Annotated in this window: 24 protein-coding genes; 10 read left to right on the top strand and 14 right to left on the bottom strand. The window is 71.7% G+C overall.

Annotation, left to right across the window (positions count from 1 at the left end; translation table 11 throughout):
* Nucleotides 1-23: 23 nt before the first annotated feature.
* From NE234_RS17860 to NE234_RS17830, 7 genes are all read right to left on the bottom strand, one after another.
* Nucleotides 24-218 (bottom strand): hypothetical protein, encoded by a 195-nt coding sequence (locus tag NE234_RS17860; protein ID WP_252781437.1) that lies wholly within the window; start codon nucleotides 216-218, stop codon nucleotides 24-26.
* Nucleotides 219-282: 64 nt separating this feature from the next.
* On the bottom strand, nucleotides 283-1,338 hold the full coding sequence (locus tag NE234_RS17855; RefSeq protein ID WP_252781436.1) for an aromatic ring-hydroxylating dioxygenase subunit alpha: 1,056 nt from the start codon (nucleotides 1,336-1,338) through the stop codon (nucleotides 283-285).
* An 86-nt stretch (nucleotides 1,339-1,424) separates the two neighbouring features.
* Entirely contained in the window at nucleotides 1,425-2,246 is an 822-nt protein-coding gene (locus NE234_RS17850) for an IclR family transcriptional regulator (RefSeq protein WP_252781435.1), read from the bottom strand.
* Nucleotides 2,247-2,259: 13 nt separating this feature from the next.
* Nucleotides 2,260-2,718, bottom strand: coding sequence for a MaoC family dehydratase (locus NE234_RS17845; protein WP_252781434.1), 459 nt, complete (start codon nucleotides 2,716-2,718; stop codon nucleotides 2,260-2,262).
* 28 nt (nucleotides 2,719-2,746) lie between these two features.
* Nucleotides 2,747-4,285 (bottom strand): acyl-CoA synthetase, encoded by a 1,539-nt coding sequence (locus NE234_RS17840; protein ID WP_252781433.1) that lies wholly within the window; start codon nucleotides 4,283-4,285, stop codon nucleotides 2,747-2,749.
* A gap of 61 nt (nucleotides 4,286-4,346) precedes the next feature.
* Nucleotides 4,347-5,219, bottom strand: a complete 873-nt coding sequence (locus NE234_RS17835; protein WP_252781432.1) for an amidohydrolase family protein — start codon at nucleotides 5,217-5,219, stop codon at nucleotides 4,347-4,349.
* Between the two features lie 17 nt (nucleotides 5,220-5,236).
* On the bottom strand, nucleotides 5,237-6,139 hold the full coding sequence (locus NE234_RS17830) for an SDR family NAD(P)-dependent oxidoreductase (protein WP_305886700.1): 903 nt from the start codon (nucleotides 6,137-6,139) through the stop codon (nucleotides 5,237-5,239).
* A gap of 137 nt (nucleotides 6,140-6,276) precedes the next feature.
* Between NE234_RS17830 and NE234_RS17825 the strand changes: the two genes are divergently transcribed.
* Nucleotides 6,277-7,155: a PaaX family transcriptional regulator gene (locus NE234_RS17825; protein WP_252781431.1), complete on the top strand. Its 879-nt coding sequence runs from the start codon at nucleotides 6,277-6,279 to the stop codon at nucleotides 7,153-7,155.
* A gap of 14 nt (nucleotides 7,156-7,169) precedes the next feature.
* Here NE234_RS17825 and NE234_RS17820 read toward each other — a convergent pair whose 3' ends face one another.
* The 4 genes from NE234_RS17820 to NE234_RS17805 form a co-directional block, all read right to left on the bottom strand.
* Nucleotides 7,170-8,408: a dipeptidase gene (locus NE234_RS17820; protein WP_252781430.1), complete on the bottom strand. Its 1,239-nt coding sequence runs from the start codon at nucleotides 8,406-8,408 to the stop codon at nucleotides 7,170-7,172.
* Between the two features lie 84 nt (nucleotides 8,409-8,492).
* Nucleotides 8,493-8,927 (bottom strand): DUF6234 family protein, encoded by a 435-nt coding sequence (locus tag NE234_RS17815; protein WP_252781429.1) that lies wholly within the window; start codon nucleotides 8,925-8,927, stop codon nucleotides 8,493-8,495.
* A gap of 165 nt (nucleotides 8,928-9,092) precedes the next feature.
* Complete coding sequence (locus tag NE234_RS17810; RefSeq protein WP_252781428.1) at nucleotides 9,093-9,587, bottom strand: DUF6640 family protein; 495 nt, start codon at nucleotides 9,585-9,587, stop codon at nucleotides 9,093-9,095.
* Nucleotides 9,588-10,050: 463 nt separating this feature from the next.
* Nucleotides 10,051-10,593, bottom strand: a complete 543-nt coding sequence (locus NE234_RS17805) for a dihydrofolate reductase family protein (protein WP_252781427.1) — start codon at nucleotides 10,591-10,593, stop codon at nucleotides 10,051-10,053.
* Nucleotides 10,594-11,174: 581 nt separating this feature from the next.
* Between NE234_RS17805 and NE234_RS17800 the strand changes: the two genes are divergently transcribed.
* From NE234_RS17800 to NE234_RS17790, 3 genes are all read left to right on the top strand, one after another.
* Entirely contained in the window at nucleotides 11,175-11,747 is a 573-nt protein-coding gene (locus tag NE234_RS17800) for a GNAT family N-acetyltransferase (RefSeq protein ID WP_252781426.1), read from the top strand.
* Between the two features lie 330 nt (nucleotides 11,748-12,077).
* Nucleotides 12,078-12,704: a ClpP family protease gene (locus tag NE234_RS17795; protein WP_252781425.1), complete on the top strand. Its 627-nt coding sequence runs from the start codon at nucleotides 12,078-12,080 to the stop codon at nucleotides 12,702-12,704.
* On the top strand, nucleotides 12,701-13,291 hold the full coding sequence (locus NE234_RS17790) for a ClpP family protease (RefSeq protein WP_252781424.1): 591 nt from the start codon (nucleotides 12,701-12,703) through the stop codon (nucleotides 13,289-13,291). Before NE234_RS17795 ends, NE234_RS17790 begins: the two co-directional genes overlap by 4 nt.
* A gap of 8 nt (nucleotides 13,292-13,299) precedes the next feature.
* On the opposite strand, the gene NE234_RS17785 is transcribed toward NE234_RS17790, so the two are convergent.
* The 3 genes from NE234_RS17785 to NE234_RS17775 all read right to left on the bottom strand — a co-directional run bounded on the left by NE234_RS17785 (nucleotide 13,300) and on the right by NE234_RS17775 (nucleotide 18,042).
* Entirely contained in the window at nucleotides 13,300-13,647 is a 348-nt protein-coding gene (locus NE234_RS17785; protein WP_252781423.1) for a helix-turn-helix domain-containing protein, read from the bottom strand.
* A gap of 166 nt (nucleotides 13,648-13,813) precedes the next feature.
* Nucleotides 13,814-15,382 (bottom strand): ArnT family glycosyltransferase, encoded by a 1,569-nt coding sequence (locus NE234_RS45080; RefSeq protein ID WP_305886699.1) that lies wholly within the window; start codon nucleotides 15,380-15,382, stop codon nucleotides 13,814-13,816.
* Nucleotides 15,382-18,042: a methyltransferase domain-containing protein gene (locus tag NE234_RS17775; protein ID WP_252781422.1), complete on the bottom strand. Its 2,661-nt coding sequence runs from the start codon at nucleotides 18,040-18,042 to the stop codon at nucleotides 15,382-15,384. The genes NE234_RS45080 and NE234_RS17775 overlap by 1 nt, the downstream gene beginning before the upstream one ends.
* 136 nt (nucleotides 18,043-18,178) lie before the next feature.
* Here NE234_RS17775 and NE234_RS17770 point away from each other — a divergent pair, with 136 nt between their 5' ends.
* The 6 genes from NE234_RS17770 to NE234_RS17750 all read left to right on the top strand — a co-directional run bounded on the left by NE234_RS17770 (nucleotide 18,179) and on the right by NE234_RS17750 (nucleotide 25,207).
* Nucleotides 18,179-19,066, top strand: a complete 888-nt coding sequence (locus NE234_RS17770) for an aminoglycoside phosphotransferase family protein (RefSeq protein WP_252781421.1) — start codon at nucleotides 18,179-18,181, stop codon at nucleotides 19,064-19,066.
* A gap of 142 nt (nucleotides 19,067-19,208) precedes the next feature.
* The gene (locus tag NE234_RS17765; protein WP_252781420.1) at nucleotides 19,209-20,030 is read left to right on the top strand and encodes a hypothetical protein; all 822 of its coding nucleotides are present in this window, start codon (nucleotides 19,209-19,211) and stop codon (nucleotides 20,028-20,030) included.
* A gap of 470 nt (nucleotides 20,031-20,500) precedes the next feature.
* Nucleotides 20,501-21,478: an aldo/keto reductase gene (locus tag NE234_RS17760; RefSeq protein ID WP_252781419.1), complete on the top strand. Its 978-nt coding sequence runs from the start codon at nucleotides 20,501-20,503 to the stop codon at nucleotides 21,476-21,478.
* Between the two features lie 41 nt (nucleotides 21,479-21,519).
* The gene (locus NE234_RS45945; RefSeq protein WP_406567019.1) at nucleotides 21,520-21,831 is read left to right on the top strand and encodes a DUF397 domain-containing protein; all 312 of its coding nucleotides are present in this window, start codon (nucleotides 21,520-21,522) and stop codon (nucleotides 21,829-21,831) included.
* Between the two features lie 255 nt (nucleotides 21,832-22,086).
* On the top strand, nucleotides 22,087-22,680 hold the full coding sequence (locus NE234_RS17755) for a CDP-alcohol phosphatidyltransferase family protein (protein ID WP_308206902.1): 594 nt from the start codon (nucleotides 22,087-22,089) through the stop codon (nucleotides 22,678-22,680).
* A 28-nt stretch (nucleotides 22,681-22,708) separates the two neighbouring features.
* Nucleotides 22,709-25,207, top strand: coding sequence for a sugar phosphate nucleotidyltransferase (locus NE234_RS17750; RefSeq protein WP_252781417.1), 2,499 nt, complete (start codon nucleotides 22,709-22,711; stop codon nucleotides 25,205-25,207).
* Nucleotides 25,208-25,263 lie beyond the last annotated feature (56 nt).

Below are 25,263 nucleotides of genomic sequence, written 5' to 3'. Positions count from 1 at the left end.
GGGTGACGTCCCCGTACGTGCGTTCAGACGGTCGCCGCGGCGAGCGGCGCGGTCTCGTCTCCGGGCGCCCGATGGCCGTCGGGGTGGGCGAGCAGCCACTCCCACAGCGGCACCGGGTCCTCGGCCGTCCGCTCGGCGCCGCAGTGGCAGGTGCCCAGGAGCGTGTCGGTGCCCGGCAGCCAGCGCACCCGGTAGACCGGCCTCTCCCGCCCGGTCATGGGGCCTCCTTCGTCGGCCCCATGACCAGGGTGCTGTGCCTCTCGATTCCCTCGCTTCGCTCGGTCATCGTGCGACGGTCCCGGCCGGGGCCTGCTCGCCGGCGGCGAGGCGCGCCAGGATCCGGCGGGCCGCCAGGCCGCCGGTGTCGATGTTGATGCTCAGCTCCTGGTAGCCGTCGGGCTCGGTCGCGATGACCTTCTCCAGGATGTTCAGCGCGTCGACGTCCTGCATGATGACCGCGCGGTTGGCATCGTGCAGGAAGGCGCTGACCTTCTCGTCGTCGCGGGCGAAGTCCCGGGCGACGGCCCAGAAGTCGTACGTCGTGTTCTCGGTGGACGGGGTGATGGCGTAGACGATCTCGACGTGGAAGGCGTCGCCGTCGTCCCCGTCCGGGCCGGGCGCCACGCCCTCGGGCGCGATCCGGCTGTGCAGCAGGTAGAGGCACGGCGCGTGGTACTCGATGTCCTGCCATCGGTCGATCCGCCCCTCGATGCCGGTCGACTTCGAGTAGAACGGCGGGCACTCGGCGCCGTGCATGTGCCGGCTGACCCGGACGATCCCGGCCTCCTCGTCGACCTCGGTGGTGATCGGGGTCTCGGCCACCTCGGGCGTGCCGATGTGGCCGCCGTGCAGGTACGTCTCGTGCGACAGGTCGAGGAGGTTGTCGACCAGCAGGCCGTACCGGGCGTCCAGCGGCTCCATGCCGCTGACCGTCGTCCACTCCGGATCGGCCAGCCAGGGCGCGCGGGGGATCGCGGCGGTGTCGGCGAGCGCCCGGTCGCCGATCCAGACCCACACGAACGAGTCCTGCTCGGCGACGGGGTAGGAGGCGACGCGGGCGGTGCGCGGGATCCGCTTCTGACCGGGGACGTACACGCACCCGCCGTCCGGGGCGTACGTGAAGCCGTGGTAGCCGCAGACGACCCGGTCGCCGTCCAGCCGGCTCTCCGACAGCGGGAACCGCCGGTGCACGCAACGGTCGGCGAGCGCCACGACCTCGCCGGCCTCGGTGCGGTACAGCACGAGCGGCTCACCGAGCACCGTCCTGGCCAGCAGGTCGCGGCCGACCTCCCGGCCGTACGCGGCGACGTACCACTGATTCCTCGCGAAAGACGTCATCGGGCCCTCTCTCGGTAGGCGCGGGTGGCGTCAGATTCGCGTTCAGGGAGACGTCGCCGCCATGCCCCTTTCACCCAGTGAAAGCCTCACCCGGGGAAAGCCTCACCTGGTGTAGGCCGGCCCGGTGAAAGGCCGGGCCTGGACAGCCCCGGCCGCCAGCCGAGCGCCCGGGAGATCCCGCCCGCCGCCACCTGGACGGTCGCCGTCAGCGCGGGGACGCGGGCGTCCTGCACGCCGACGACGACGGACACGGCGGCGATCACGTCGCCGTTCGCTCCGCGTACGGGCGCCGCCAGCGAGATGGCGTCATCGGTGATCTGCCGGTCGCTCACCGCGCAGCCGCAGCGCCGGACCTCGGCGAGCATCCGGCGCAGCACGGCCGGATCGGCGACGGTGTACGGGGTGAAGGCCCGCAGCGGCCGGGAGCACACCTCCTCCTGCAGTTCCCGGCCGCCGTACGCCAGCAGCACCAGGCCCACCGCGGTGGCGTGCAGGGGCCAGCGCGCACCGAGGCGGCTGAGCACGCGGACCGCCGAGCGCGCCGAGATCCGCTCGACGTACACCGCCTCCAGACCGTCGCGGACGGCGAGGTGGACGTTCTCGTGCGTCGCCTCGTACAGGTCCTCCAGGTACGGCATGGCGGTCTCGCGCAGGGCGAGGCCGCGCGGGGCCAGCGAGGCGACCTCGAGCAGCCGCAACCCGACGTGATAGCGGCCGTCGGCGCCGCGCTCCAGGGCGCCCCAGGCGACGAGCCTGGCCACGAGGCGGTGCGCGGTGGGCAGCGGCAGGCCGGCCCGGCGGGCGATGTCGCTGAGCGACAGCGCCGGCCGGTCGGCCGTGAACGCGCCGAGGACGCCGAGAAGCCGGTCGGCGACCGACGTGCCGGCTCGCTCGGCGTCCGGTTCCACGCCGCGACCCGGGTCAGGCGTAGAAGCGGTAGACCGCCTGGGCGACGCAGGCGGGCCGGTCGACGCCGTCGATCTCGACCGTGAGGTCCACGACCACCTCGACGCCGTCGCCCTTCACCTCGGTCACCGAGGCGATCGCGCCATGGGCCCGGATCTTCGAGCCGACGCGGACGGGGGAGGGGAAGCGCACCCGGTTGAGCCCGAGGTTCACGGCCATCCGCACGCCGGTGACCTCGAGCAGCTCGCTCCACAGGGGGATGAGCAGGGACAGGGTGAGGTAGCCGTGGGCGATCGTCCCGCCGAACGGGCCGTCCTTGGCCCGTTCCTCGTCGACGTGGATCCACTGGTGGTCGTCGGTCGCGTCGGCGAAGGTGTTCACCCGGTCCTGGGTGATCTCCATCCACCGGCTGTGTCCCAGATCGGCGCCGGCCTGGGCCTTGATCTCCTCCAGGCCGTTGACGGTGATGCTCACGTGGTCTCCTTCGTTGTCGGTCGGGGCGTCATCGGTCGGCCGTCTCCTCGCCGCCGTGCGCGGAGCGGATGGCGGGCTTGAGCAGCTTGCCGCTGGGCGTGCGCGGCAGGCCGTCGGCGAACACGACCGACTTGGGGATCTTGTAGCGGGCCAGCCGGCCCTCCAGGTGGGCGAGCAGGTCCTCCTCGGTGGGGGCGGCGCCCGGCTCCGGGACGACGACGGCCCGGCCGACCTCGCCCCAGCGGGGGTCCGGCACGCCGATGACCGCGCAGTCCCGCACCGCGGGGTGCTCGAGCAGGGCGTCCTCGACCTCGGCGGGATAGATGTTCTCCCCGCCCGAGATGATCACGTCCTTGAGCCGGTCGACGATCGTGACGTACCCGTCCTCGTCGGCCGCCGCGACGTCGCCGGTGTGGAACCACCCATCGCTGATCGACTCGACCGTGGCCTGGGGCAGGCCCCAGTACCCGGCCGTGACGTTCGGGCCCTTGACCAGCACCTCGCCGCGCCGGCCGGGCGGAACGTCGTCACCGAGCGGGTCCACGAGCCGTACGTCGGTGAAGAAGTGCGGAACGCCGGCGGAGCCCGCCTTGTCCAGGGAGTCGGCCCGGTCCAGCAGCAGCACGCCGGGGGACGCCTCCGTCATCCCGTACCCCTGGACGAACGCGAGGCCCCGGTCGAGGTAGGTCCGGATGGTGCGGGCCGGCACCGGCGCGCCGCCGCACAGCAGCGACCGTACGCTGGACAGGTCCGCGCCGGCGAAGCCGGGGTCGGCGGCGATCCGGTCGTACATCGCGGGCACCCCGAACAGGCACGTCACGCGGTATCGCGCGATCAGCTCCAGGGTCCGCGCCGCGTCGAAGGACCGCTCCAGCACCACGGCGCCGCCCTTGAGCAGGGTGGGCAGGCAGGTCATGTTGAGCGCGGCGGTGTGGAAGAGCGGCGCGCTGACCAGCATGACCTCGTCGCCGGACAGGTCGACGTCGACGAGCACGTTCAGGCTGTTCCACGTGATGTTGCCGTGGGTGAGCACGGCGCCCTTCGGCCGGCCGGTCGTGCCCGAGGTGTACATGATCAGGCAGGGGTCGCCGAGCCCGACCTCCTCGTCGATCGGCTCGGCGGACGCCGCCTCGACCAGCGTGTCGTAGGGCAGGTCGGCCGGGTGGACCGGGTCGCCGACCGCGAGGGTCGCCCGGGGAGCGGCCCCGTCGTGGACGGCCCGGAGCGTCTCCGGCCCGCGGCCGGCGTGCACCAGGACCGAACTGCCGGAGTCGCGGAGCTGGTAGACGAGCTCCGGGTCGGCCAGGCGGCTGTTCAGCGGCACGAACACCGCGCCGAGGACGCCCGCGGCGAACAGCGTCTCCAGGTAGGCCGGATGGTTCGGGCCCAGGTAGGCGACCCGGTCCCCGTGCCGTACGCCCCGGTCGCGCAGGACGTGGGCCAGGCGTGTCGCGCGGTCGTGCAGCGCGGCGTAGCTCAGACGGCGGTCGTCGAAGACCAGGGCCGTGCGCTTCGGGGTCTTGCGGGCCCGGCGCGCGGTCCATGAGCCGATGCCTTGGTTGCGCATTGGAGGGCTCCTCTCGCCCAGCGGGTGCGCGGTGGATCTGGGAGGTGCGGCCCCGGCCCGGTCAGTCCCGGGTGAGGCCGAGCAGCCGGGCGGCGTTCTCCTTGAGGATCTTGGGACGGACCTCGTCCTTGATCGGCAGCTTGGCGAAGTCGGCGAGCCAGCGATCCGGGCTGATCATCGGGTAGTCGGAACCGAAGAGGACCTTGTCCTTCAGCAACGAGTTGGCGTACTGCACGAGTTGCGGCGGGAAGTACTTCGGCGACCAGCCGGACAGGTCGATGTACACCTTCGGTTTGTGGGTGGCGACCGCCAGCGCCTCGTCCTGCCAGGGGAAGGACGGGTGCGCGAGGATGATGGTCAGCCCGGGGAAGTCGGCGGCGACGTCGTCCACGTCCATCGGGTTGGAGTACTTCAGCCGGATGCCGCCCCCGCCGGGCGCGCCGGCGCCGATGCCCGTCTGCCCGGTGTGGAAGACCGCGGGCACGCCCAGCTCCTCCATCACCTCGTAAAGGACGTACGCCCGCCGGTCGTTCGGGTGGAACGCCTGCACGTTGGGGTGGAACTTGAACCCCCGCACGCCGTACTCCTCGACGAGCCGCCGCACCTGCCGCGCGCCCGCCTTCCCGCGCGCAGGGTCGACGCTGGCGAAGGGGATGATGACGTCCGGATTGGCGCGGGCCGCCTCGGCGACCTCCTCATTCGGGACCGGCGGGTGGCCGGTGGCCGCCTCGGCGTCCACCGTGAACACCACGGCGGCCATCCGCCGCTCGCGGTAGTACGCGGCGATCTCGGTCAGTGTCGGGTGCCGGTGCTCGGTCTTGAAGTACGCTCCGGCGGCGGCGTCCAGGTCGGCGGACAGCGAGCGGTCGCCGCGCTCGGACACCTCCGCGTGGGTGTGCATGTCGATCGCCGTGACGGCGTCCAGGTCGATCATGGTCGTCTCCCTCCCGGTCACAGCTTCGGCGCCGGGATGCCGTACGTCTCCGGCTGCTGCCCGACCGACACGGGCCAGGCGGCGGCGATGGCGTCGCCGCTCCACCCGCCGTCGGCGTACGCGGCGCTGATCTCCTGCGGGTGGGACCACAGCGAGAGCTTGTCGCCGCCGATGCCGACGCACTGGCCGGTGACGTCGCCGGACGCGTCCGAGGCGAGGTAGACGACCAGCCCGGCGCAGTCCTCGGGCGTACCGAAGGCGTACCCCTTGCGCAGCGCGTCCGGCAGGGGGGTGCCGTCGTTCTCGTACGCCTCGACGTACGGGGCGAACGCCGGGATCGTCCGGGTCATCGCGGTGGCCGCGTTCGGGATGACCGCGTTCACGGTGATCCCGGCCCTGGCCAGCTCCATCGCCCAGGTGCGCACCATCGCGGCGATGCCGGCCTTCGCGGCGGCGTAGTTGGTCTGCCCGAAGTTGCCGCGCTGCCCGGCGGGGGAGCCCGCCACGATGACGCGGCCGCCCTCGCCCTGTTCCCGCATGCGGATCGCCGCCGCGCGGGCGCAGGTGAACGTCCCGCGCAGGTGCACCTGGATCACGGTGTCGAAGTCCTCGTCCGACATCTTCCACAGCACCCGGTCCCGCAGCACGCCGGCGTTGGTGACCATCGCGTCCAGCCGGCCGAACTCCTCCACGGCGCGGGCGACCAGCGCCTCCGCGGTCTCCGTGGTGCCGACCGGGCGCACCTCGGCGACCGCGCGGCCGCCGGCCTCGGTGATCCCCTTGACCGCCGCCTCGGCGGCCTCGCCGTCCACGTCGTTCACCACGACGGCCGCGCCGGCGGCGGCGAGGGCGGAGGCATAGGCGAGGCCGAGACCACGGCCGGCGCCGGTGACGACGGCGACCTTGCCGGTGAGATCCATGGGTTTCCTTTCCAGCGGAGCCGGGAGGGTGTCTGGCATCGCCCAAACTAGGCAGATATTCGACCGTCGTCAATAACTTGCCCAATGATTACCCTGAGCGGCTCCGCGCCCGGGTGCCGAGCGCCTACGCTGTCCTGGTGACCCGTATCGATCAGGTCGAGCCCGACACGTCCTCGGTCGCCGCCCTCGACGGAGGTGACGCGGCGGAGAGCGCCCCCCGCCCCCAGTCGCTGATGCTCAGCTTCTTCGGCATCCACGTCCTGGACCGCCCGGTCGCGCTGTCGTCCGCCAGCATCATCGACGTGCTCGCCCGCGCCGGGGTGGGGGAGGACGCCGTCCGCTCGACGCTCACCCGGATGGTCCGCCGCGACCTCCTCGAGCGCCACCGGCGCGGGCGCAAGATGTACTTCGGCCTCACGGCCCGCGCCGTCGAGGTGCTGCGGGACGGGCACCGCCGCGTCTGGCAGACCGGTGCGGTCAACCGGGGCTGGGACGGCACCTGGACCGTCGTCGGGTTCTCCCTGCCCGACTCCTGGCGGCGCGAGCGGCACGACCTGCGCTCCCGCCTGCTGTGGGGCGGGTTCGGGCCGCTGCAGAGCGGGATGTGGGCGGCGCCCGGCCGGGTCGACGTGGCCGCGCTGGTCGACGGGCTCGGCCTCGACGCACACCTCAAGGCGTTCCAGGGCGTCGCCGTGGAGCCCACCGACGCCGCCCGGCTGATCGAGGCGGCCTTCGACGTGCCCGGCATCGCCCGCCGCTACCAGGAGTTCCTGTCCCGCTGGGACCGGCCGGAGCCCGCCGCCGAGGCCGACGTCCTCGCCCGGCAGCTGCTGCTGCACACCGACTGGCTCGACCTCGTACGCCGCGACCCCCACCTGCCCGCCGAGCACCTGCCCGCCGACTGGCCCGCGGTCCGCGCCGAGCAGGTCTTCCACTCCCTGGCCCACCGCTACGGCGAGCCGGCCCGCGCCCGCGCCGCCGAGATCCTCGACGGCATCACGCCGTCCGACGACTGAGGAACCGAGGAGGTTCAGCCTGCGGCGTCGGTGGCCGGTGCGGCGTCCTCGATCCGCAGGATCGACGGCCGCTCGGTGGCGCGCAGGTCACGGGCCACCGCCTCGGCGTCGCGCAGCACGCGCAGGGCGTTCTGCCAGGTCAGCTTGGCGAGGTCGGCCTCGCTCCAGCCGCGCCCGAGCAGCTCGGCGATCAGGTTCGGGTAGCCGGAGACGTCCTCCAGCCCCGCGGGCAGGAACGGGCAGCCGTCATAGTCGCCGCCGAGGCCGAGGTGGTCGATTCCCGCCACCTCGCGCATGTGGTCCAGGTGGTCGGCCACGGTGGCGGCCGTCGCGACCGGCTGGGGGTGGTCGGCCTCGTACGCCCGCCGCGCCTCCTTGGCCTCCGGCGTGGTGGCGAGCGGATCGATGCCCTGGGCCCGCAGGTGCTCGTCGGCCGCCCGCGTCCACGCGATGGCCTCCGGCAGCACGAACTTCGGCACGAACGTGGCCATGGCGACCCCGCCGTTGGCGGGCAACCGCTCCAGCACGTCGTCGGGGATGTTGCGCGGATGGTCGCAGACCGCCCGCGAGGAGGAGTGCGAGAAGATCACCGGCGCACGGCTCACCCGCAGCGCGTCCCGCATCGTGTCGGCCGCCACGTGGGACAGGTCCACCAGCATCCCGAGGCGGTTCATCTCCCGCACGACCTCCTCGCCGAAGGCGGTGAGGCCGTGCGCGACGGGCTCGTCGGTGGCCGAGTCGGCCCACGGCGTGTTGTCGTTGTGCGTGAGGGTCATGTAGCGGACGCCGAGTTCGTACAGCGCGCGCAGGGTCGCCAGCGAGCACGCGATCGAGTGCCCGCCCTCCGCGCCGAGCAGCGACGCGATGCGCCCGTCGGCGCGGGCCGCCTCCACCTCGTCGGCGGTACGGGCGAGCCGCAGATCGTCCGGATACCGCTCGACCAGCGCCCGTACGCAGTCGATCTGCTCCAGCGTGGCGCTGACCGCCGCGTCGCCCGCCAGGCTCGACGGGACGTACACGGACCAGAACTGCGCGCCCACGCCGCCGGCGCGCAGCCGCGGCAGGTCGGTGTGCAGGAACTCCTTCTGGTCGACCGCGACGTCACGGCGGTCCAGGTCGTAGCCGACCTGCTCGCGCAGCGCCCACGGAAGGTCGTTGTGACCGTCCACCACCGGGTGCTCGGCCAGCAGCGCTCGGGCGCGCTCCACCAATGCCGGATCGGCGACATATCCCATCGCTGCCTGCGCCCCCACCGTGCTCGAGTGATCGTCTCCCTGCGGCTCCCAGCCTAACCAGCACGCCGCGGGGGCCGGGCCGCCCGGGTCCCATCTGCGGCCTCAGCCGCCCGGGCAGTCGCAGGAGCCACCGCTGTAGCAGGGGCAGTAGCCCGACGGCAGGGGTGCGGGGTGACGAAGCTGGATCCGGTGGATGTCGCGCGCGGCGCCCACGCCGGCCGTGAGGCCGTAGGCGATCCCCGGCAGCACCCCGGCGACGAGGAAGACGACGGCCGCGACCCGCCGCCGGGTCGCCACACTGAGGACGACGGCCGCGATGGGCAGCACGAGCGCGCAGCCGACCGAGGCGATCAGGAGATGGTCGGAGTGCAGGCTCTGCTGCTCGGTGACCTGGCACCCCTCGAAACAGATCATCGGATCGAGCGCCGCGAGGAACAGCGCGACCGTGCCGCCGATCCATCCGAGGGTGAGCAGGACCAGCAGGACCCCGGTGACCGTCCGCGCCGTCGTGTTCGGCGGGAGTCTCGTGTCGATCATGTGATCAGCATCCCGGCGCGGCCGCTCGCGGAGCAGAGTAGAACTACTCAGACCCCGCCACCGGTGGTTCCGGCCGGTTCGTGCGCACAGAGGTCTCGGACACCCGTCGCCGCAGCGTCCGAGCCGTCCCTGCTCGTCCGGTTCAGAGGGTGGAGCGCGAGCCGTTCACCGGCTCATCCGCCCGCTGCCCACGGGTTCGGCCGTGGCGTCGGCATGGAGGTCGGCGGCGTGGGTGACGGGCCGCTCCTCGGCCTCGCGACGGGCCAGGAGGTAGCCCAGGGCCGACAGGCCCGACGCGACGCCGGCCACGAAGAGGTTCACCGGCACTCCGGCGACGCGCGGTATCTGCCCGGGCCGGTCCTCGGCCTCCGACCCCGGCATCGCCTCCGCGACGAAGAAGGGCCCGTAGGCGAGGATCGGGTGCAGGGCGGCGACCTTCAGCGCGAGCCTCCGCTCACCCGGTGTCCCCCGGCGCCACAGCAGCCACAGCGAGGTGAACGACCATCCCACGTTGGTCGTGACCGCCGACGCGGCGTGGAAGCGGGCGTGCGGCGGCCAGCACGGATTGAAGACGTGCGTGCGGTTCAAGTCCGCCAGGGCGTTGCTGATCCCGCTGCCCAGGACGGCGGCCGTCACGAGGGACCGACCGACTCTCGCCATCGTCTCCTCCATCAGTGCTCGACCGGTGGTACCGATCCGTGACCGTACTCACCCTCTGTAGTGGCCTATCCCGGCACCGGTCCGGCCAAACGGTGTCCGCCCTCGCCGGCCGGCGGCCACGGGGTAACGAGTCCGACCGGACCCGTTACGGTGGTCCGAGAGGTGGGGCATGCGTGATCCGGCCTGGTCGCCGGCTCCTGGACCGGCCGGGCCCGGCCGCCGGGTGGTGGGTGAGGACGGTCTGTTCGTCTACGGGACCCTTCAGTTCCCCGAGCTTCTCGCCGCTCTGCTCGGCCGCGTTCCGGAGCGTCGGCCGGGGCCCGCGGGTGGCGTGCGGCGGTCCTGTCCGGGCGCGCCTATCCCGGGCTGGTGCCCGGCGAGGCCACCGTCCACGGGTTCCTGCTGACGGGGCTGACCGCGGGGGAGTGGTGGGCTCCAGCGGTGCGCGGCGTGGCGGCGGAGCTCAGCGGACCACGCGGAACCATAGGTTCGTGGCGAGCGGCACCTCGCTCTGGCGCAGGCGTTCGAGCTTGATCTTGTGGCCGCCGGCGTGGTCGAACAGGCGGACGCCGTCGCCGAGCAGGACGGGCGCGATGAAGATGAGGAGCTCGTCGACCAGCCCGGCGGTGAGACACTGCCGGGCGACCTCGGCGCCGAGGATGTTGACGTACTTGTCGCCGGCGGCCTCCTTGGCCGCCGCGACCCCCTTGTGGAGGTCGTCGACGAAGGTGACGCCGGGCACGGGATCGGCCGGGGCGTGGTGGGTGAGCACGAACTGCGGGCCCTCCCAGCCGCCGCCGAACGGCTTGCCCTCCTTCTCCGTGCCCCGGTGCGGGTCGTCGCCGCCGAAGGTGCGTTTCCCGACGAGGAGGGCGCCGATCCGCGCGATGAACTCCCCGACCATCGGGTTCGGCCCGATGTACGGCGTCAGCCAGGACATGTCACCGCCCGGGCCGGCGATGAAGCCGTCCAGCGACATGCTGACCGAATAGAGCATCTTGGCCATGATCTACCTGCTTTCGTGCCGATGGATGAGGGGACCTCTGTGGAGACCACGCGGCGGAGGAGAACTCATCGCGGCTCGGCGCCCGAATCCATCGAGACGGTGGAGCCGCTGCCGCCATGACCGAGGCTACGGGGAAGAGATGATCTGCCGCGGCCGTCGGCCACTTCCGGCAACGTGAGTGGCCGCACGTCCATACCGGTCGCCTCAGCCGCCCTGGCGGACGTGCGGCAGGTGGTCGTGGCGCGTGAGCACCTGGTGCAGGTCGACGGGATTCCGGGCGGGCACGGCCTTCGCGGCGTCGCCGCAGCGGGAGGGGCGTCGCTGCCGAATGCTGTAGGCGACGACCTACGCCTGCCGCCGATCCGCTCGTGGAAGCGTCCTCTCCGTGGCCTCCACGACGGCGCGGAAGTATCTGTGAACACGAATCCGTAGTGCTCAACGGCCAAGACGGGCAGATGTGACATCACGTGCCGATGAGCGAGCACGTCGTTCCGCCTGCCCGCCGAGAAAACCCATTGCGAGTGGTCGGCCCTGGATGTCAGGTTGATCGGCCACCAATCACCGGAGGGAACATGACGCCTATGCCGCTGCCCACCCCGACGCTGCGCACCACTCGCCTTAGACTGCGTCCCTTCGACGACGCGGACGCGGACGACCTCTTCGCCCTGCACAGCAGCGCCCACGTGCTGCGCTACTGGGACGTGCCGCCCTGGGGCGAGCGTGCGCGCGCCGAGCGCTTCATCGCGGCGTGCCGGCAGATGGCGGACGAGGGCACCGGGGCGCGACTGGTCATCGACCGTGCCTCCGACGGGGCGTTCCTCGGTTGGTGCGGCCTGACCCGGTGGAGCCCGGACCACCGCAGCGCGGCGCTGGGCTACTGCCTTCACGACGCCGCGTGGGGCCGCGGCTACGCGACGGAGGCCGCGCGCGCTTTGCTGCGGTGGGCATTCGACACGCTGGACCTGAACCGAGTGCAAGCCGAGGCCGACACACGCAACGCGGCGTCCGCTCGCGTCCTGGAGAAGCTCGGGTTCCTGCGGGAGGGGACGTTGCGGGAGGACTGCATCGTGAACGGCGAGGTGTCGGATTCGTGGGTGTACGGGCTGATCAGGCGGGAGTGGCGTCCCTCGCCCGAACCGGTTCCCGCCCGCTGAGCCCTCTCGCCCACGAGAGGGCGGCCCGGCCTGCGGTTCCTCATTCCGCCGCGTTGAAGGGGGTGGCACCGTGCACTGTCATGCCGCCGATCGCGCACTCGATCCAAAACCCGAGCAGGCACTTGCTCGTGCCGATGAGCGCGCATGGCTCGACGGGCTGCCGTGGTGGCAATCAGGCGTCCCGAACTATCTCTGGCCAGTTCGGCCCGGGTACGGCTGGCCTGCAGCAGCACCGACAGGCACCCGTCGAAATACCTGGCCTGCTGAGGGCTGATCTGCTCACAGCAGCGAAACCGGCGGCTGGCGCCACGTAGGCGGCATGGTCGGGGCATGACGAACGATGAGAAGCAGCCGCTGTTCGACCACCGGCTCCGAGAACGGTTCTTCAGCCAGCGGGTACTGGTCCTCGACGGCGCGCTCGACGACGACAACGGGACGGTGCTTGCGACACAGCTACTCTCCCTCGCGAGCGAGGATCCCGGGAAGGACATCGCGTTGTGGATCCACTCGCCGGGCGGCTCCGTCCCGGCGATGCTGGCCATCCGCGACGTGATGCGGCTCGTGCCGTGCGACGTGGCCACCCTCGCGCTGGGACTGGCGTGCAGTGCGGGGCAGTTCCTGCTGTCTGCGGGCACACCGGGCAAGCGCTTCGCCCTACCTCACGCCCGTATCCTGATGCACCAGGGCTCGGCGGGGATCGGCGGATCGGCCGTCGAGGTGGAGGTACAGGCCGACGACCTGCGGCACACCCGGGACACGGTGCTCGGCCTCATCGCGGAGGACACCGGCCAGCCGATCGACCGGATCTTCGCTGACTCGCTGCACGACCGCTGGTTCACCACCGAGCAGGCCCGCGAGTACGGCTTCATCGACCACATCGTCAACGATCTGAGCCAGGTCGTGCCCGTGCGCCCGCACACGCTGGGACTCGGCTCGGCGACAGGAGTCCGCGCGTGAGCACGTACACCATCCCCAACGTCATCACGCGGGTCGCGGGGGGCGAGCGGATCATGGACGTCTACTCGCACCTGCTGGCGGAGCGGATCGTCTACCTCGGCACCGCGATCGACTCCGGCGTGGCGAACGCGTTGATCGCCCAGTTGCTGTACCTGGAGGCGGACGACCCGGAGCGGGAGATCAACCTGTACATCAACTCCGAGGGCGGCGACCCGTCGGCGATGCTCGCGCTGTACGACACCATGCGCTACATCAAGGCGCCGGTGGCGACGACGTGCGTTGGCCAGGCGGTCGCGGCCGGCGCGGTGCTGCTGGCTGCCGGCGAGGCTGGACGCCGTTCCGTGTTGCCCCACGCCCGGGTGGTACTGCATCAGCCCGCAGCGCAGGGTCGCGGCGCCATCCCGGACCTCATTCTCCAGGCGGACGAGGTGATACGGGTGCGCACGCAGCTGGAGGGGATCCTCTCGAGGCACACTGGTCACGATGTCGCGCAGTTGCGGCACGATACCGACCGGGACCGCGTGTTCGACGCGGCGAGCGCCGTCGGCTACGGGCTAGCGGACCAGGTCATCGACCACCGAATCTGACCACGGTCTCATGCGGCCATGAGCACGGGTCCTGCGGGACGGCGCCCGACCGTGGGACTCGTGCTGCGGTGCCGCCGGACATCGCCCGCGATGTCGGTGAGCAGGTCGGCCAGGTCGATGCCGAGTGCACCGGTGACCGCGGCGATCATCTCGCTCGACGGCTCCTTGCGACCGCGTTCGATCTCGGACAGGTACTGGGGCGAGATGCCGGCCCGCTCCGCGATGTCGATGAGGCGCCCACCTTGCTCCTCCCTGGCCGCGCGCAGGGTTCGACCGAGCACCTCGCGCCACAACGGCTCCGGCTCACGATCCGGTGCGGGGATGTGATTTAGCTGGAACTGGAGGATGTCCGCCATACGGTCATCCTGGCACCGGTCCGGCGACCTAGGGCAGCGCTTCCTCTCCAGGCGAAACACCTGCGGCACTGAGCCTGCGGGGCGTCGTCACCCCGTCGGTCGTCGACATGCCAGCACCCGACACCGCCCCTACTAAAACCAACGTCCTGTCATGTCGCTGAGCGCGTCAGTGGACTTGCCAGACGTGCAGCAGGTGGTCGTGGCTGGTGAGGACGGGGCGCCAGGTCGAGGGGATGCCGGGCAGGGCGGCCTTCGCGGCGTCGCCGCAGCGCGGGCAGGCGTCGCTGCCGACGCTGTAGGCCACGACGAAGTCGCCCACCGCCGGCTGTCCCGCGTTCGTCAACGGCCGCAGGCGGCCGCGCCACACCCGGTGGCCGGTCCGGGTCACGAAGTAGATCGGCAGGACGCGGTACAGCTTCGCGTCCGCCCAGACCGTGCGGGCGCCGGAGCGGGCCAGCCAGGACCGGAACTCCGGCAGCGCGTCCGACGACACGCGCGGCGAGCCCGCCCAGCCGGGCGCGCCCGGCCGGCCGAACACGGCGAGTCCCGCCGTGAGGAGCGCGACGCAGCAGACGACGGCCGGAGCGGCCGCCCGCGCCCGCGGGCGTACGGCGCGGCCGAGCAGCCAGAGCGCCGCGACGCCGCCCAGGACGAAGGCGGGGAACACCGGGTACCAGTAGCGCAGGAGCTGCAGGCGCAGCTTCGGATGGGCCGGGTTCAGGACGCCGCCGAGCAGCGTGAGCGGCACCCACAGCAGCACGATCCACAGCGCGAACACGCCGGCCCGCCGTATCGGCGGATCCGCCGGAGGGCCGCCGCGCCACCCCCGCACGAGACCGACGGAGCAGACCACGCCCGCGCCGAGCGTCAGGGCGAGGAGGAGCAGCAGGCCCGGACCCTCGGGGAGCGTCGCGAGCTGCTGCGGCAGCCGCCACAGGTACACCCACAACGGCAGGTTGTGGAAGGTCTTCGCGACCTCCGGGCGGGACGGCAGGTCGCCCAGGCCCGACCCGGCGTGCAGGCGGGCCAGCGGGTCGCCGTACAGCCACGCGTTGAACGCCGTCTCGCCGATGCCGGTCAGTGCAACCGGAACGAACGCCCACAGCGCGTCCCACCGGCCGATCCGCCGCCACAGCAGCACGGGGACCAGCGGCCAGACGAACACGATGAACTCGCGGACCAGGTAGCTCCACCCGAGCAGCACGCCGATCACGACGAGCCAGACCCGGCGGTGGCGGAGCAGCCCACGGCGGAGCGCGACGGCCAGGGCGACGGCCGCGGTGAACAGGGCGGTGGCGGGCAGGTCCGGCAGCAGCTCGGTGCCGGCGACGACGACGATCCCGACGCAGCCGAGGACCGCCGCCGACACGGCGCCGACGAGGCGGCCGAACAGCAGGCGCCCGATCGCGTACACCGACCCGAACAGCAGCAGCGCCGCCGCGACCGGGAACAGGTGATAGGTCGCCTCGGAGTAGCCGAAGACCTTCATCGCCAGCGCGGTCGGCGCGGTCAGCCCGATCCGCAGGTACTGGTGCTCGAAGATCGGGTCCGGCGGCCGGGACGGGAAGGACCGGGCGGCGTCCATGTACCGGCTGTGGTCCACCGGCTGCGGGACCGACAGGTCGAGGAGCAGCAGCACGGCGTACGCCGCCAGCAGGATCGCGGGCAGCAGGAGCTCGCCGCGGCGGCGCGGGGCCGCCGCCGCGACGGCCGGCTCGGAGGCGGTGTCCAGCATCAGAAGACGACGTGCTCCTCGGCGGGCCCATGGAACGCGACCCGGCCGTGCCGCATCAGCTCCTCGTCGCTGACCTTCCACGTGTGCGCCTCGCGGTCGCCGCGCACGGAGACGAAGTTGAAGCGGTCCGCGGAGTGGATCCCGACGCCCTCCGCCTGGACCCGGCGCAGCAGGTCGCTGTCCACGGCGCGGGGCAGGTCGGAGAACCGCAGCCGCCGCAGGACGTCGCCGTCGGCGAGGATCGTGCCGCCCTGGATGAGCTCCGCCTCGGTGTGCTCCAGGTGCGGGAAGCGCAGCAGGGTCACCCCGTGCGTGCGCATCTCGCAGTAGTGCGCGCCCTTCCCCACCAGGCCGGCCGTCGTGTAGTCGAAGGCGTAGGCCAGGTCGCTCAGGTAGTGCGGCCCGTACAGGTTGTCGTCGTCCATCTTGGCGAGGTACGCGCCGTCGGCCGCGTCGATGCCGAGGTTCAGCACCGCGCCGAGCGTCAGGCCCGCGTCGGCGGACAGCACGACGACGTTCTCCAGCCCGGCGGCCCGCGCCTTGGCGGCGGCCCGGTCGGAGGAGAAGCCGTGCGTGACCAGGACGAGCTGCAGCGGCCGGTGGACCTGCCGGGCGACCTGCTCGATGGCGTGGTCGATCTGCTCGGGGCGGTTGGTCGGCAGGATCACCGAGATCGAGCGCTCCCGCCGGGGCGCGGACACGCCCGCCGCCGACAGGATCGCGTCCGCCCGGTGCCCGTACAGGTGCTTCTCGAACACCTCGCGCATGGCCAGGTGCCCGATCCGGTCCCGCAGGTCCGCGCTCTTCATCAGCTCGACCAGGGCCTCGGTGGTCTGCTCCGGGGTGGTCGAGAGCCGTACGAGGTCGCCGAAGACCTCCTCCAGGGCCCGCGAGTGGCCGGAGACGACCGGCGTACCGCAGGCCGACAGCTCGAACACCCGGCGCGCGCACATCGTCGGCGACCTCGTCACCGAGTTGACGTTGAGGAAGATCTTGTACGCCTTGTACGCGGCGAGCATCTTCTCGTACGGCAGCGACCCGACGATGTGGTCGGCGTACTCCGGCGGGAACTGGAAGTCCGGGTCGTCGGAGATGCGGCTGTAGATGTGCAGGTCGAACTCGCGGGCCGGGGCGAGGATCGTGTCCATCTGCGCCGCGCGCTCGGGGTACTTCTTGGAGTGGTACGTCCCGGCGAACGCCACCTCGTACTTCCGCCCGCCCGGCACGGCCACCGGGTTGTGGATCCGCGGCTGCGCGCCGAACGGCAGCAGCGCGACCCGGTCGTGGCCCAGCGCCTCGACGTAGCGCGGGATGCAGTCGGCGTCGACGGTGAAGACCCGGTCGAACAGCTTCGCCGTCTCGATGAACCGGTCGAAGTTCGGCGGGTCCTCCTTGTTCCAGAACACCGTCGGGATGCCCTGGCCCCGGCACCAGGCGACGAGGTCGCGCACGGGCTGCTTCGGCGCGCCCGCCGCGCTCATCATCGTCGCCCAGCGCCCGTCGTTGCCGTGCCAGGCCGACTCGACGAACAGCAGCTCCGGCCGCTCACGCTCCAGGACCTCGCGCCAGTCCTCCGGCCCGAACTGAATCTGCTGCCACTCGTACCGGAACGCCGTCGCGGAGAACACGTCGAGGATCACCGCGACCTTCAGGTCGCGGGCGACCGGCCCGTCCGGGACGGCGACCTCTGGGATGGCGATCGCCGAGTAGTGCCCGGTCTGGTCCGGCGAGCCGGTCGTCGTGTCGGGCTTCGGCTCCGCGAGGCGCGGCGGGGGCTTCAGCGCGCTCGCCACGTTCTTCGGCAGCTTGAGCGCGTCGGCGGGCCGCTTGGCGCTCCACAGCGCCTCGCCCAGCCGCCACCACTTGCGGTTCTTGGCGGACTTGAGCTGCCAGGTGACGTACTCGGTCCGGTAGGACTGGTGGGCCAGGCGCGCCTCGAGGTTCTTCATCCGGGCGTTGACCTGCTCGTAGCGGGCGATCGCGATGTCGTAGCGCCGCATCCGCTCCTTCTCGTCCTGCATCGCCTCCTGGATCGCGATGAACGCGCGCTCCATCAGCGGCTGGGACTCGATGATCAGCCGGTCCGGGTCGGCCATCGGCCCGGGGTGCGCCCGCACCCGCAGGTACCGGTCGACGATGTCGAGGCTCTCGATCGAGACGTACGGCGCGAGCAACCGGACCAGCGAGTCCACGTAGAAGGTGGCGTAGTGGTCGTGGTGCTTGCTGAGGCCGAACGGCGTCGTCAGGGCCAGCACCCCGTCCGGGCGCAGCACCCGCGCGGCCTCCTTGAGGAACGGGGAGGCGTCCGGGATGTGCTCCACGATCTCGCCCATGATGACGGTGTCGAACGAGGCGTCGGGCAGGTCCAGCGCGCTCGCGTCCGCCAGCCGGAACTCCAGGCGGGCGCGTACGTCCTCCGGCTCGGCGTCGCGTTCTTTGTTCGCGTACTCGATACGGTCGGCCTGGATGTCCACGCCGAGTACGGTGAGCCCGCGCCGCGCGCACAGGATCGAGGCGATGCCCTGCGAGCACCCGATGTCGAGCACCTCTCCGGTGGCCTGGCCGACGAGCCAGTGGATACGATCACGAGCGACCCGCTGCGTGCTTTCGGCCCAGATCTCGCCTTTGTAGACCTCGGAGATGCGATCGGAATTAGCCATTGAGCCTCATGTCGTCGGAAGTGGCGCAGCGACGCTAGCCGCGCCCGGCGAACGGACGGTGTCGGGCAGGCGACACCGGGGTAATCGACGGAGAATTAAGGTGGTCACCGTGGCTCAGATCGGCTCCACCCGGTAGATGGCATCTCCGCATCCGCCGGAGACGGTCCTGGGGTGGGTCCGTGACGTCGTGGGCGGCCGGATCACCTCGATCCGCTCGATGGGCGCCGGCTCGACGACCCTGCACGCGATCGACGCCGGCACCGACCCCGTACGCCGCCTGGTGGTGCGCCGGTTCCACGACACCGCGCGGCTGCGGACCGACCCCTGGTACGTCCCGGCCGTCGAGGCGGCCGTCCTCGAGCTCCTCGACGACACCGAGGTGCCGGCGCCGCGCCTGCTCGCCGCCGACCCGTACGGCCGGCTCTGCGACGTTCCCGCGCTCCTCGTGACGCGGGTGCCGGGCCGGCACGCGGTGCGGCCCTGGGACATGGACGCCTACCTGATCGGCATGGCCCAGGCCCTCACGCGGGTCCACGAGGTGCAGCCGGAGGCGGACCTGCGCGCCTACGCGCCGTACCACGACCCCGCCGTCCACGGGGAGCGCCGCCCGCCCGCCTGGTCGGGCAGTCCCGAGCTCTGGCAGCGGGTGTTCGAGGTGATCTCCGGCCCCGCCCCGGAGACGCCCGGCGGGTTCATCCACCGCGACTTCCACCCGGGGCAGATCATGTGGTCCGGGGACCGGCTGACCGGGATCGTCGACTGGACGACCGGCTGCCGGGGCCCGTACGGCGTCGACCTGGCCCGGATGCGGATCAGCCTGGCCATGGAGTACGGCCTCGAGGTCGCCGAGCGGTTCCTCGCCTTCTACCAGCGGATCGCCGGGCCGGACGGCCGGCACCCTTACTGGGACCTCCTGGACGCCGCCGACATGATCCTGAGCATGCCCGTTCCGGAGACCCAGGACATCGCCGACGGGTACTCCCGCTTCGAGCACTGGACGGCCATCGCGCTCGCGAGCGTGTGACGCCGCGGCCGATCGCCTTGCCGCCGCCGATCGACGGCCCGAAAATGATCTGAAACGAGGGGGCGGTGGGGCCAATGCCGGAACCGACGACCGTTCGCCTGTATCCGCTGGTACCCGAGCACGGATTGCCTCTGGCCGTGGCATGGCTCGCCGGTCTGCCCTCGGGATCGGCCTGGCCGCCGGGTCGGGCCTGCTGCATTCCCCGGGCGGGCGGCTCCTGTGTCTCCTCGGTACCCCGCTCCTGCTTCATGCGGTGCAGATGGCCTGGCTGGTGGCGGTACGGTTCGATGACACCGCCGTCACCATCATCCGGCCGTGGCGCCGCCGCCGGATTCCCTGGGACGACATCGCCGGCCTGATCTACACCGAACACGTGAATACCGGGCGTACCGTGTTGATCACGTATCGACTTCGCCTGGTGCTGAAGAGCAGCGATCCGCCAGAAGGACGCTACCTGACGTACGGCATGCGGAAACAGCCGTACGCCACGGGCCCGGTCGTCATGACCCTCTTCGGCATCGACCCCGACGCCGGCTCCATCGGCGCCGCGCCATGGTGCCGAGAGCGTGTCCTCGCCGAGTTGGAACGGCACGGCCTCCCGCGGCCCGGACCATATGCCATGCGGTTCCGCTCTCCCAAGTACACCCTGGAAGAGGAGACCCTCGCCGTCTCGATGGACGTCCGCAAGGGCTCCCACAACACCCACCCCGTCACCGTGAACCACCGCGGGCCCCATGACGACCGGCAGGCCGACCTGATCGACACTGTGCTGCCGGCACTGGCCCGCACACACGAGGCCGCCCCCGTCACCGAGCACAACGACCGCTACACCATCTTCTTCTTCGAGGGACCTGACGCCGAACAGGCCGCTGCCGACTTCATCACCGCAGCACGGGAGATCGTCCCCGCCGGGTGGCGGATCACCCCGACCGCACTCCCCGAGCCCCCTGCCTCGGCTCGCTGATCGGCCGCGGCGTGTGACGACCGGTACCACCACGACCACCGCCATCTCTCCGGTGATGCGGATCCGGACGGAAGGCCCATGGCACCGCCCCGCGGCGCCGGCGGACGCGGTCTCTCGGTCACCGAATCGGACATCCGTTGTCATTTTCTGTGAAGGTGGAGCTTCTTCCCCTGCGCTGACCTGCGGGGTTACCGTCGAAAGAGTTCCGGTGACAGGCGGGTGTGCCGATCCTTAGTGGATCTTCCCAAATGAATCGCACCGCCCAGCCCGCCGTTCCCGGGACCGTGGATGGAGAGGCACGTCGATCCGCCCCAGTAGATCCAGCCTCTCCTCAGCCCGGCCTCTCGCGCATCCGGGGCCGGTGACAAGGGCGCTGGACGCCGCGGGTGATGAGACACCGGCGTCCAGCGCCCCATCGGTTCGCGGGCCCGGTCGCGCGCGCGGCGGGGCGGACCCGATAATGGCCTGTCATGGAGGAACGTCTCATCGACAGGATCGGCCGGCGCGCGTCGGTCATCGGGCTCGGCACCTGGCAGCTGGGGGCCGACTGGGGGCAGGTGGAGGAGAAGGACGCCGTCGCCGTCCTCGAGGCGGCGGTCGAGTCCGGGGTCACGTTCCTCGACACGGCCGACGTCTACGGCGACGGGCGGAGCGAGCAGATCATCGGCCGCTTCCTGCGCGATCACCCCGGTCTGTTCGTCGCGACCAAGATGGGGCGCCGGGCCCCGCTCGACCCCGCCGAGTACACCCTGGACAACTTCCGCGCCTGGACCGACCGGTCGCGCGCCAACCTCGGGGTCGACACCCTCGACCTCGTTCAGCTGCACTGCCCGCCGACGCCGGTCTACTCCCGCGACGAGGTGTTCGACGCCCTGGACACCCTCGTCGACGAGGGACGGATCGCCGCGTACGGCGTCAGCGTCGAGACGTGCGACGAGGCGCTCACCGCGATCGCCCGGCCGGGCACGGCCAGCGTCCAGATCATCCTGAACGCCTTCCGGCAGAAGCCCCTGGAGCGGGTGCTGCCGGCCGCCGCCGAGGCCGGCGTCGGGATCATCGCGCGCGTGCCGCTGGCCTCGGGCCTGCTGTCGGGCCGCTACCGCCACGACACGGAGTTCGGCCCCGCGGACCACCGGACGTTCAACCGGCGAGGAGAGGCGTTCGACGTCGGCGAGACGTTCTCGGGCGTGGACTACGACACCGGAGTCGACGCGGCGGCCGAGTTCGCGGCGCTGGCGGCGCCGGGGGCCACCCCCGCGCAGACGGCACTCCGGTGGATCATCCAGCAGCCCGGCGTCACCACGGTCATCCCGGGCGCGCGCAACCCCGACCAGGTCCGCGCCAACTGCGCCGCGGCCGGCCTGGCGCCGCTGCCGGAGCCGACACTCGACGCCGTGCGCGATCTCTACGACCGCCGGATCCGCCCGCAGGTGCACCACCGCTGGTAGTAGCCGCCCGCGCCGCCCGCCGTTCTCGCGGATCCGGGGGCATGTGCATTGTGCACATGCCGGGATATGATGCGCATGATCGGGCGCCGGCCGCGCCCCTCGACGCGGATCACCCTGCCGATCCACGGCCCGCCGGAGGACGATCCGCGGGCGGCGCCGTGGAAGGGATCACAGTGCTGCGGACAGGCCCGGACGTTCCGTCGTCGGATCGAGACTGGCGCAAGAGCAGGTACAGCAATCCCAGCGGCTGCTGCGTGGAGGTCGCACGGGTGCGGCCGCCCGCGCCCGCCGGTGCGGGCGATCGCGGGCCCGGCCCGGAGTGCCCGGAGGGCGGGCCGGCCGACCGGGCCTGACCGCCCCCGGCCCGCGCGCGGGCCGGAATAACATGCCGCCCGGCTCCGGGCCAGCCCTGACGGGGCCGATGGCCGGACCCGGACGAGCCGGTCCGCGGGCCCCGGCGCGCCCGGCCGCGGATGAATCCGCCGATCACCCGCCCGGCCTGCGTGGCCGTGGGAGGCGGCTCCGCGCCGCGTCCACGGCCCGGCCACGGCACGCGGCGGTACCGACAGGTAAGGTCATGACCAGCGTGGGGGAGCGGGAGGTGGGCGTTGAACGACCGTCTGTGGACGTGGCCTAACGCATTGAGTTTCGCTCGTCTGATCGGCGTTCCCGTCTTTCTGTGGCTGGTCCTCGTCAAGGAGGACTGGTGGGCGCTGGGCATCCTGGTCTTCGCGGGACTGTCGGACTGGCTCGACGGCAAGCTGGCGCGGATGCTCGACCAGACCAGCGAGCTCGGCACGCTCCTCGACCCCGCGGCCGACCGGCTCTACATCTTCGCGACGCTCATCGGGCTCGTCGTCCGGGACGTCGTCCCCCTCTGGGTGGCGCTCGTCCTGGTCGGCCGCGAGGTGTACATGGCCCTGCCCCTCGCCGTCCTGCGGCGGCACGACTACGCCGCCCTCCCGGTGCACTTCGTCGGCAAGACGGCGACGCTCTGCCTGCTCTATGCCTTCCCGTTGCTGTTCCTGGGGGCGCACTCGGGGACCTACGCGACCGTCGCGAAGGTGGTCGGCTGGGCGTTCACGATCTGGGGAACGGGTCTGTACTGGTGGGCCGCCGTCCTCTACACCGTCCAGGTCCGCCGGCTCGTGCTGGCCGACCGCGGCTCCGGCGAGCTGAAGGGAGCGGAACCCCTACCATGATCGGCGTACCCGTGAAGGAGTGGCTCCAGTGAAGGCCGTGGTGATGGCGGGCGGGGAGGGAACCCGCCTGCGTCCGATGACCGCCAACCAGCCGAAGCCGCTCCTGCCGGTGGTCAACAAACCGATCATGGAGCACGTGCTGCGTCTGCTGAAACGGCACGGGTTCACCGAGACGGTCGTGACCGTCCAGTTCCTCGCCGCGCTGGTCCGCAACTACTTCGGCGACGGCGAAGAGATCGGCATGGCGCTGAGCTACGCGACCGAGGAGATGCCCCTCGGCACCGCGGGCAGCGTCAAGAACGCCCAGGACGCGCTACGCGACGACCGGTTCCTCGTCATCTCCGGCGACGCGCTCACCGACATCGACCTGACCGACATGGTGCGCTTCCACCGCGAGAACGGCGCGCTCGTCACCATCGGCCTCAAACGTGTGCCGAACCCCCTGGAGTTCGGCATCATCATCGTGGACGACGACGGCCGCATCCAGCGGTTCCTGGAGAAGCCCACCTGGGGCCAGGTGTTCTCCGACACCGTCAACACCGGCATCTACGTGATGGAACCGGAGGTGCTCGACCACGTCGCGGCGGGCGAGTCCGTCGACTGGTCCGGTGACGTCTTCCCCAAGCTCCTCGCCGAGGGCGCCCCGCTGTACGGCTACGTCGCCGAGGGCTACTGGGAGGACGTCGGCACCCACGAGAGCTACCTCAAGGCGCAGGCCGACATGCTGTCCGGCAAGATCCAGGCGGAGCTCGACGGCTTCGAGATGTCCCCGGGCGTCTGGGTCGGCGAGGGCGCGGAGGTCGACCCCGAGGCGATCCTCAAGGGCCCGCTCTACATCGGCGACTACGCCAAGGTCGAGGCCGGTGCGGAGCTGCGGGAGTTCACCGTGCTCGGCAGCAACGTCGTCGTCAAGGAGGGCGCGTTCCTGCACCGCGCCATCGTCCACGACAACGTCTTCGTCGGCCCACTGGCCAACCTGCGCGGCTGCGTCGTGGGCAAGAACACCGACATCATGTCCGCCGCCCGCGTCGAAGAGGGCGCCATCATCGGCGACGAGTGCGTGATCGAGGCCGAGGCGTACATCTCCAGTGAGGTCAAGGTCTACCCGTTCAAGACCATCGAGGCCGGGGCGGTCGTCAACACCAGCGTCATCTGGGAGTCCCGCGGCCAGCGCACGCTCTTCGGGCCGCGTGGGGTGTCCGGGTTGGTCAACGTCGAGATCACCCCTGAGCTCGCGGTGCGGCTGGCCAGCGCGTACGCCACCACGCTGAAGAAGGGCGCGGGCGTGACGGCGTCCCGCGACGCCTCCCGGGCGGCCCGTACGCTCAAGCGCGCCGTGCAGAGCGCGCTCACCGCCAGCGCCATCAACGTCCAGGACCTGGAGGCCTGCCCGATCCCGGTCGCGCGGTACGAGACCGCGCGGGAGGACTGCTCGGGCGGCATCGTCATCCGTACGACCCCGGGCGACCCGCAGGGCGTCGACATCCTCTTCCTCGACGAGAACGGCGCGGACCTCTCCCAGGCGGCGCAGCGGAAGCTGGAGCGGGTGTTCAGCCGGCAGGAGTACCGCCGGGCGTTCCCCGGCGAGATCGCCGAGCTGACCTACCCCGCCCGGGTCTTCGAGAGCTACGCGCGCGACCTGGAGCGCCGCATCGACCTGCGCGGGGTCCGCGAGGCCGAGCTGAAGATCGTCATCGACTGCGCCGGCGGCACCGGATCGCTGGTCCTGCCGCAGTTGCTCGGCCGCATCGGGGTCGAGGTCCTCACCGTCAACAACCGCCTCGACGAGGTGTCGCCGACCGAGACGCTGGCCGAGCGCATGCGCGACCTGCAGCGGCTGAGCGACCTGGTGTCCTCCTCGCGGGCGGCGTTCGGCGTGCGCTTCGACACCGTCGCCGAGCGCATCAGCCTCGTCAACGAGAACGGCGAGCTGATCAGCGACGACCGCGGACTGCTCGTCGTCCTCGACCTCGTGGCCGCGGAGCGGCGCGGCGGCCGGGTCGCGCTGCCGGTCACCACCACGCGGGTGGCCGAGCAGGTCTGCCGCTTCCACGGCGTGCAGGTCGAGTGGACCTCCACCTCCCAGGACGTGCTGACGAAGGCGACGACGGCCGACGACATCATCTTCGCCGGAGACGGCCGGGGCGGATTCGTGATCCCGGAGTTCAGCCCCACGGTGGACGGGGTCGCCGCGTTCCTGCGGCTGCTCGGCCTGGTCGCACGCACCCGCCTGACGCTCTCCCAGATCGACCAGCGGATTCCGGAGGCACACTTGCTGAAACGGTCGGTCCCCACCCCGTGGGCGGCCAAGGGCAGCGTCATGCGGCACGTCGTCGAGGCCGCGGGCGACCGCCTGATCGACACGACCGACGGCGTCCGCGTCATCGAGGACGACGCCAGCTGGGTGCTCGTCCTGCCCGACCCGGCCGAGGCGGTCACCCACCTGTGGGCCGAGGGCGCCGACCGGGACTCCGCCCAGGCGCTCCTGGAGACGTGGGCCGCCGTCGTGGAGGCCGCCGGTTCATGACCGAGCGAAGCGAGGGAATCAATCGAGCACAGCACCTTGGTCATGAGGCCGGCGAA

Source organism: Actinoallomurus rhizosphaericola, assembly GCF_024055675.1.
In the GTDB taxonomy this organism is placed as follows: domain Bacteria; phylum Actinomycetota; class Actinomycetes; order Streptosporangiales; family Streptosporangiaceae; genus Actinoallomurus; species Actinoallomurus soli.
Note: the sequence above shows the minus strand (reverse complement) of the source record. Positions and strands in the feature narration are given on the sequence as shown.

Coding starts and splice junctions, on each gene's coding strand:
- NE234_RS17860 (WP_252781437.1), bottom strand. CDS start 218: ATGACCGGGCGGGAGAGGCCGGTCTACCGGGTGCGCTGGCTGCCGGGC.
- NE234_RS17855 (WP_252781436.1), bottom strand. CDS start 1,338: ATGACGTCTTTCGCGAGGAATCAGTGGTACGTCGCCGCGTACGGCCGG.
- NE234_RS17840 (WP_252781433.1), bottom strand. CDS start 4,285: ATGCGCAACCAAGGCATCGGCTCATGGACCGCGCGCCGGGCCCGCAAG.
- NE234_RS17835 (WP_252781432.1), bottom strand. CDS start 5,219: ATGATCGACCTGGACGCCGTCACGGCGATCGACATGCACACCCACGCG.
- NE234_RS17830 (WP_305886700.1), bottom strand. CDS start 6,139: ATGGATCTCACCGGCAAGGTCGCCGTCGTCACCGGCGCCGGCCGTGGT.
- NE234_RS17815 (WP_252781429.1), bottom strand. CDS start 8,927: ATGATCGACACGAGACTCCCGCCGAACACGACGGCGCGGACGGTCACC.
- NE234_RS17810 (WP_252781428.1), bottom strand. CDS start 9,587: ATGGCGAGAGTCGGTCGGTCCCTCGTGACGGCCGCCGTCCTGGGCAGC.
- NE234_RS17805 (WP_252781427.1), bottom strand. CDS start 10,593: ATGGCCAAGATGCTCTATTCGGTCAGCATGTCGCTGGACGGCTTCATC.
- NE234_RS17800 (WP_252781426.1), top strand. CDS start 11,175: ATGCCGCTGCCCACCCCGACGCTGCGCACCACTCGCCTTAGACTGCGT.
- NE234_RS17795 (WP_252781425.1), top strand. CDS start 12,078: ATGACGAACGATGAGAAGCAGCCGCTGTTCGACCACCGGCTCCGAGAA.
- NE234_RS17785 (WP_252781423.1), bottom strand. CDS start 13,647: ATGGCGGACATCCTCCAGTTCCAGCTAAATCACATCCCCGCACCGGAT.
- NE234_RS45080 (WP_305886699.1), bottom strand. CDS start 15,382: ATGCTGGACACCGCCTCCGAGCCGGCCGTCGCGGCGGCGGCCCCGCGC.
- NE234_RS17775 (WP_252781422.1), bottom strand. CDS start 18,042: ATGGCTAATTCCGATCGCATCTCCGAGGTCTACAAAGGCGAGATCTGG.
- NE234_RS17770 (WP_252781421.1), top strand. CDS start 18,179: ATGGCATCTCCGCATCCGCCGGAGACGGTCCTGGGGTGGGTCCGTGAC.
- NE234_RS17765 (WP_252781420.1), top strand. CDS start 19,209: ATGGCTCGCCGGTCTGCCCTCGGGATCGGCCTGGCCGCCGGGTCGGGC.
- NE234_RS17760 (WP_252781419.1), top strand. CDS start 20,501: ATGGAGGAACGTCTCATCGACAGGATCGGCCGGCGCGCGTCGGTCATC.
- NE234_RS45945 (WP_406567019.1), top strand. CDS start 21,520: ATGTGCATTGTGCACATGCCGGGATATGATGCGCATGATCGGGCGCCG.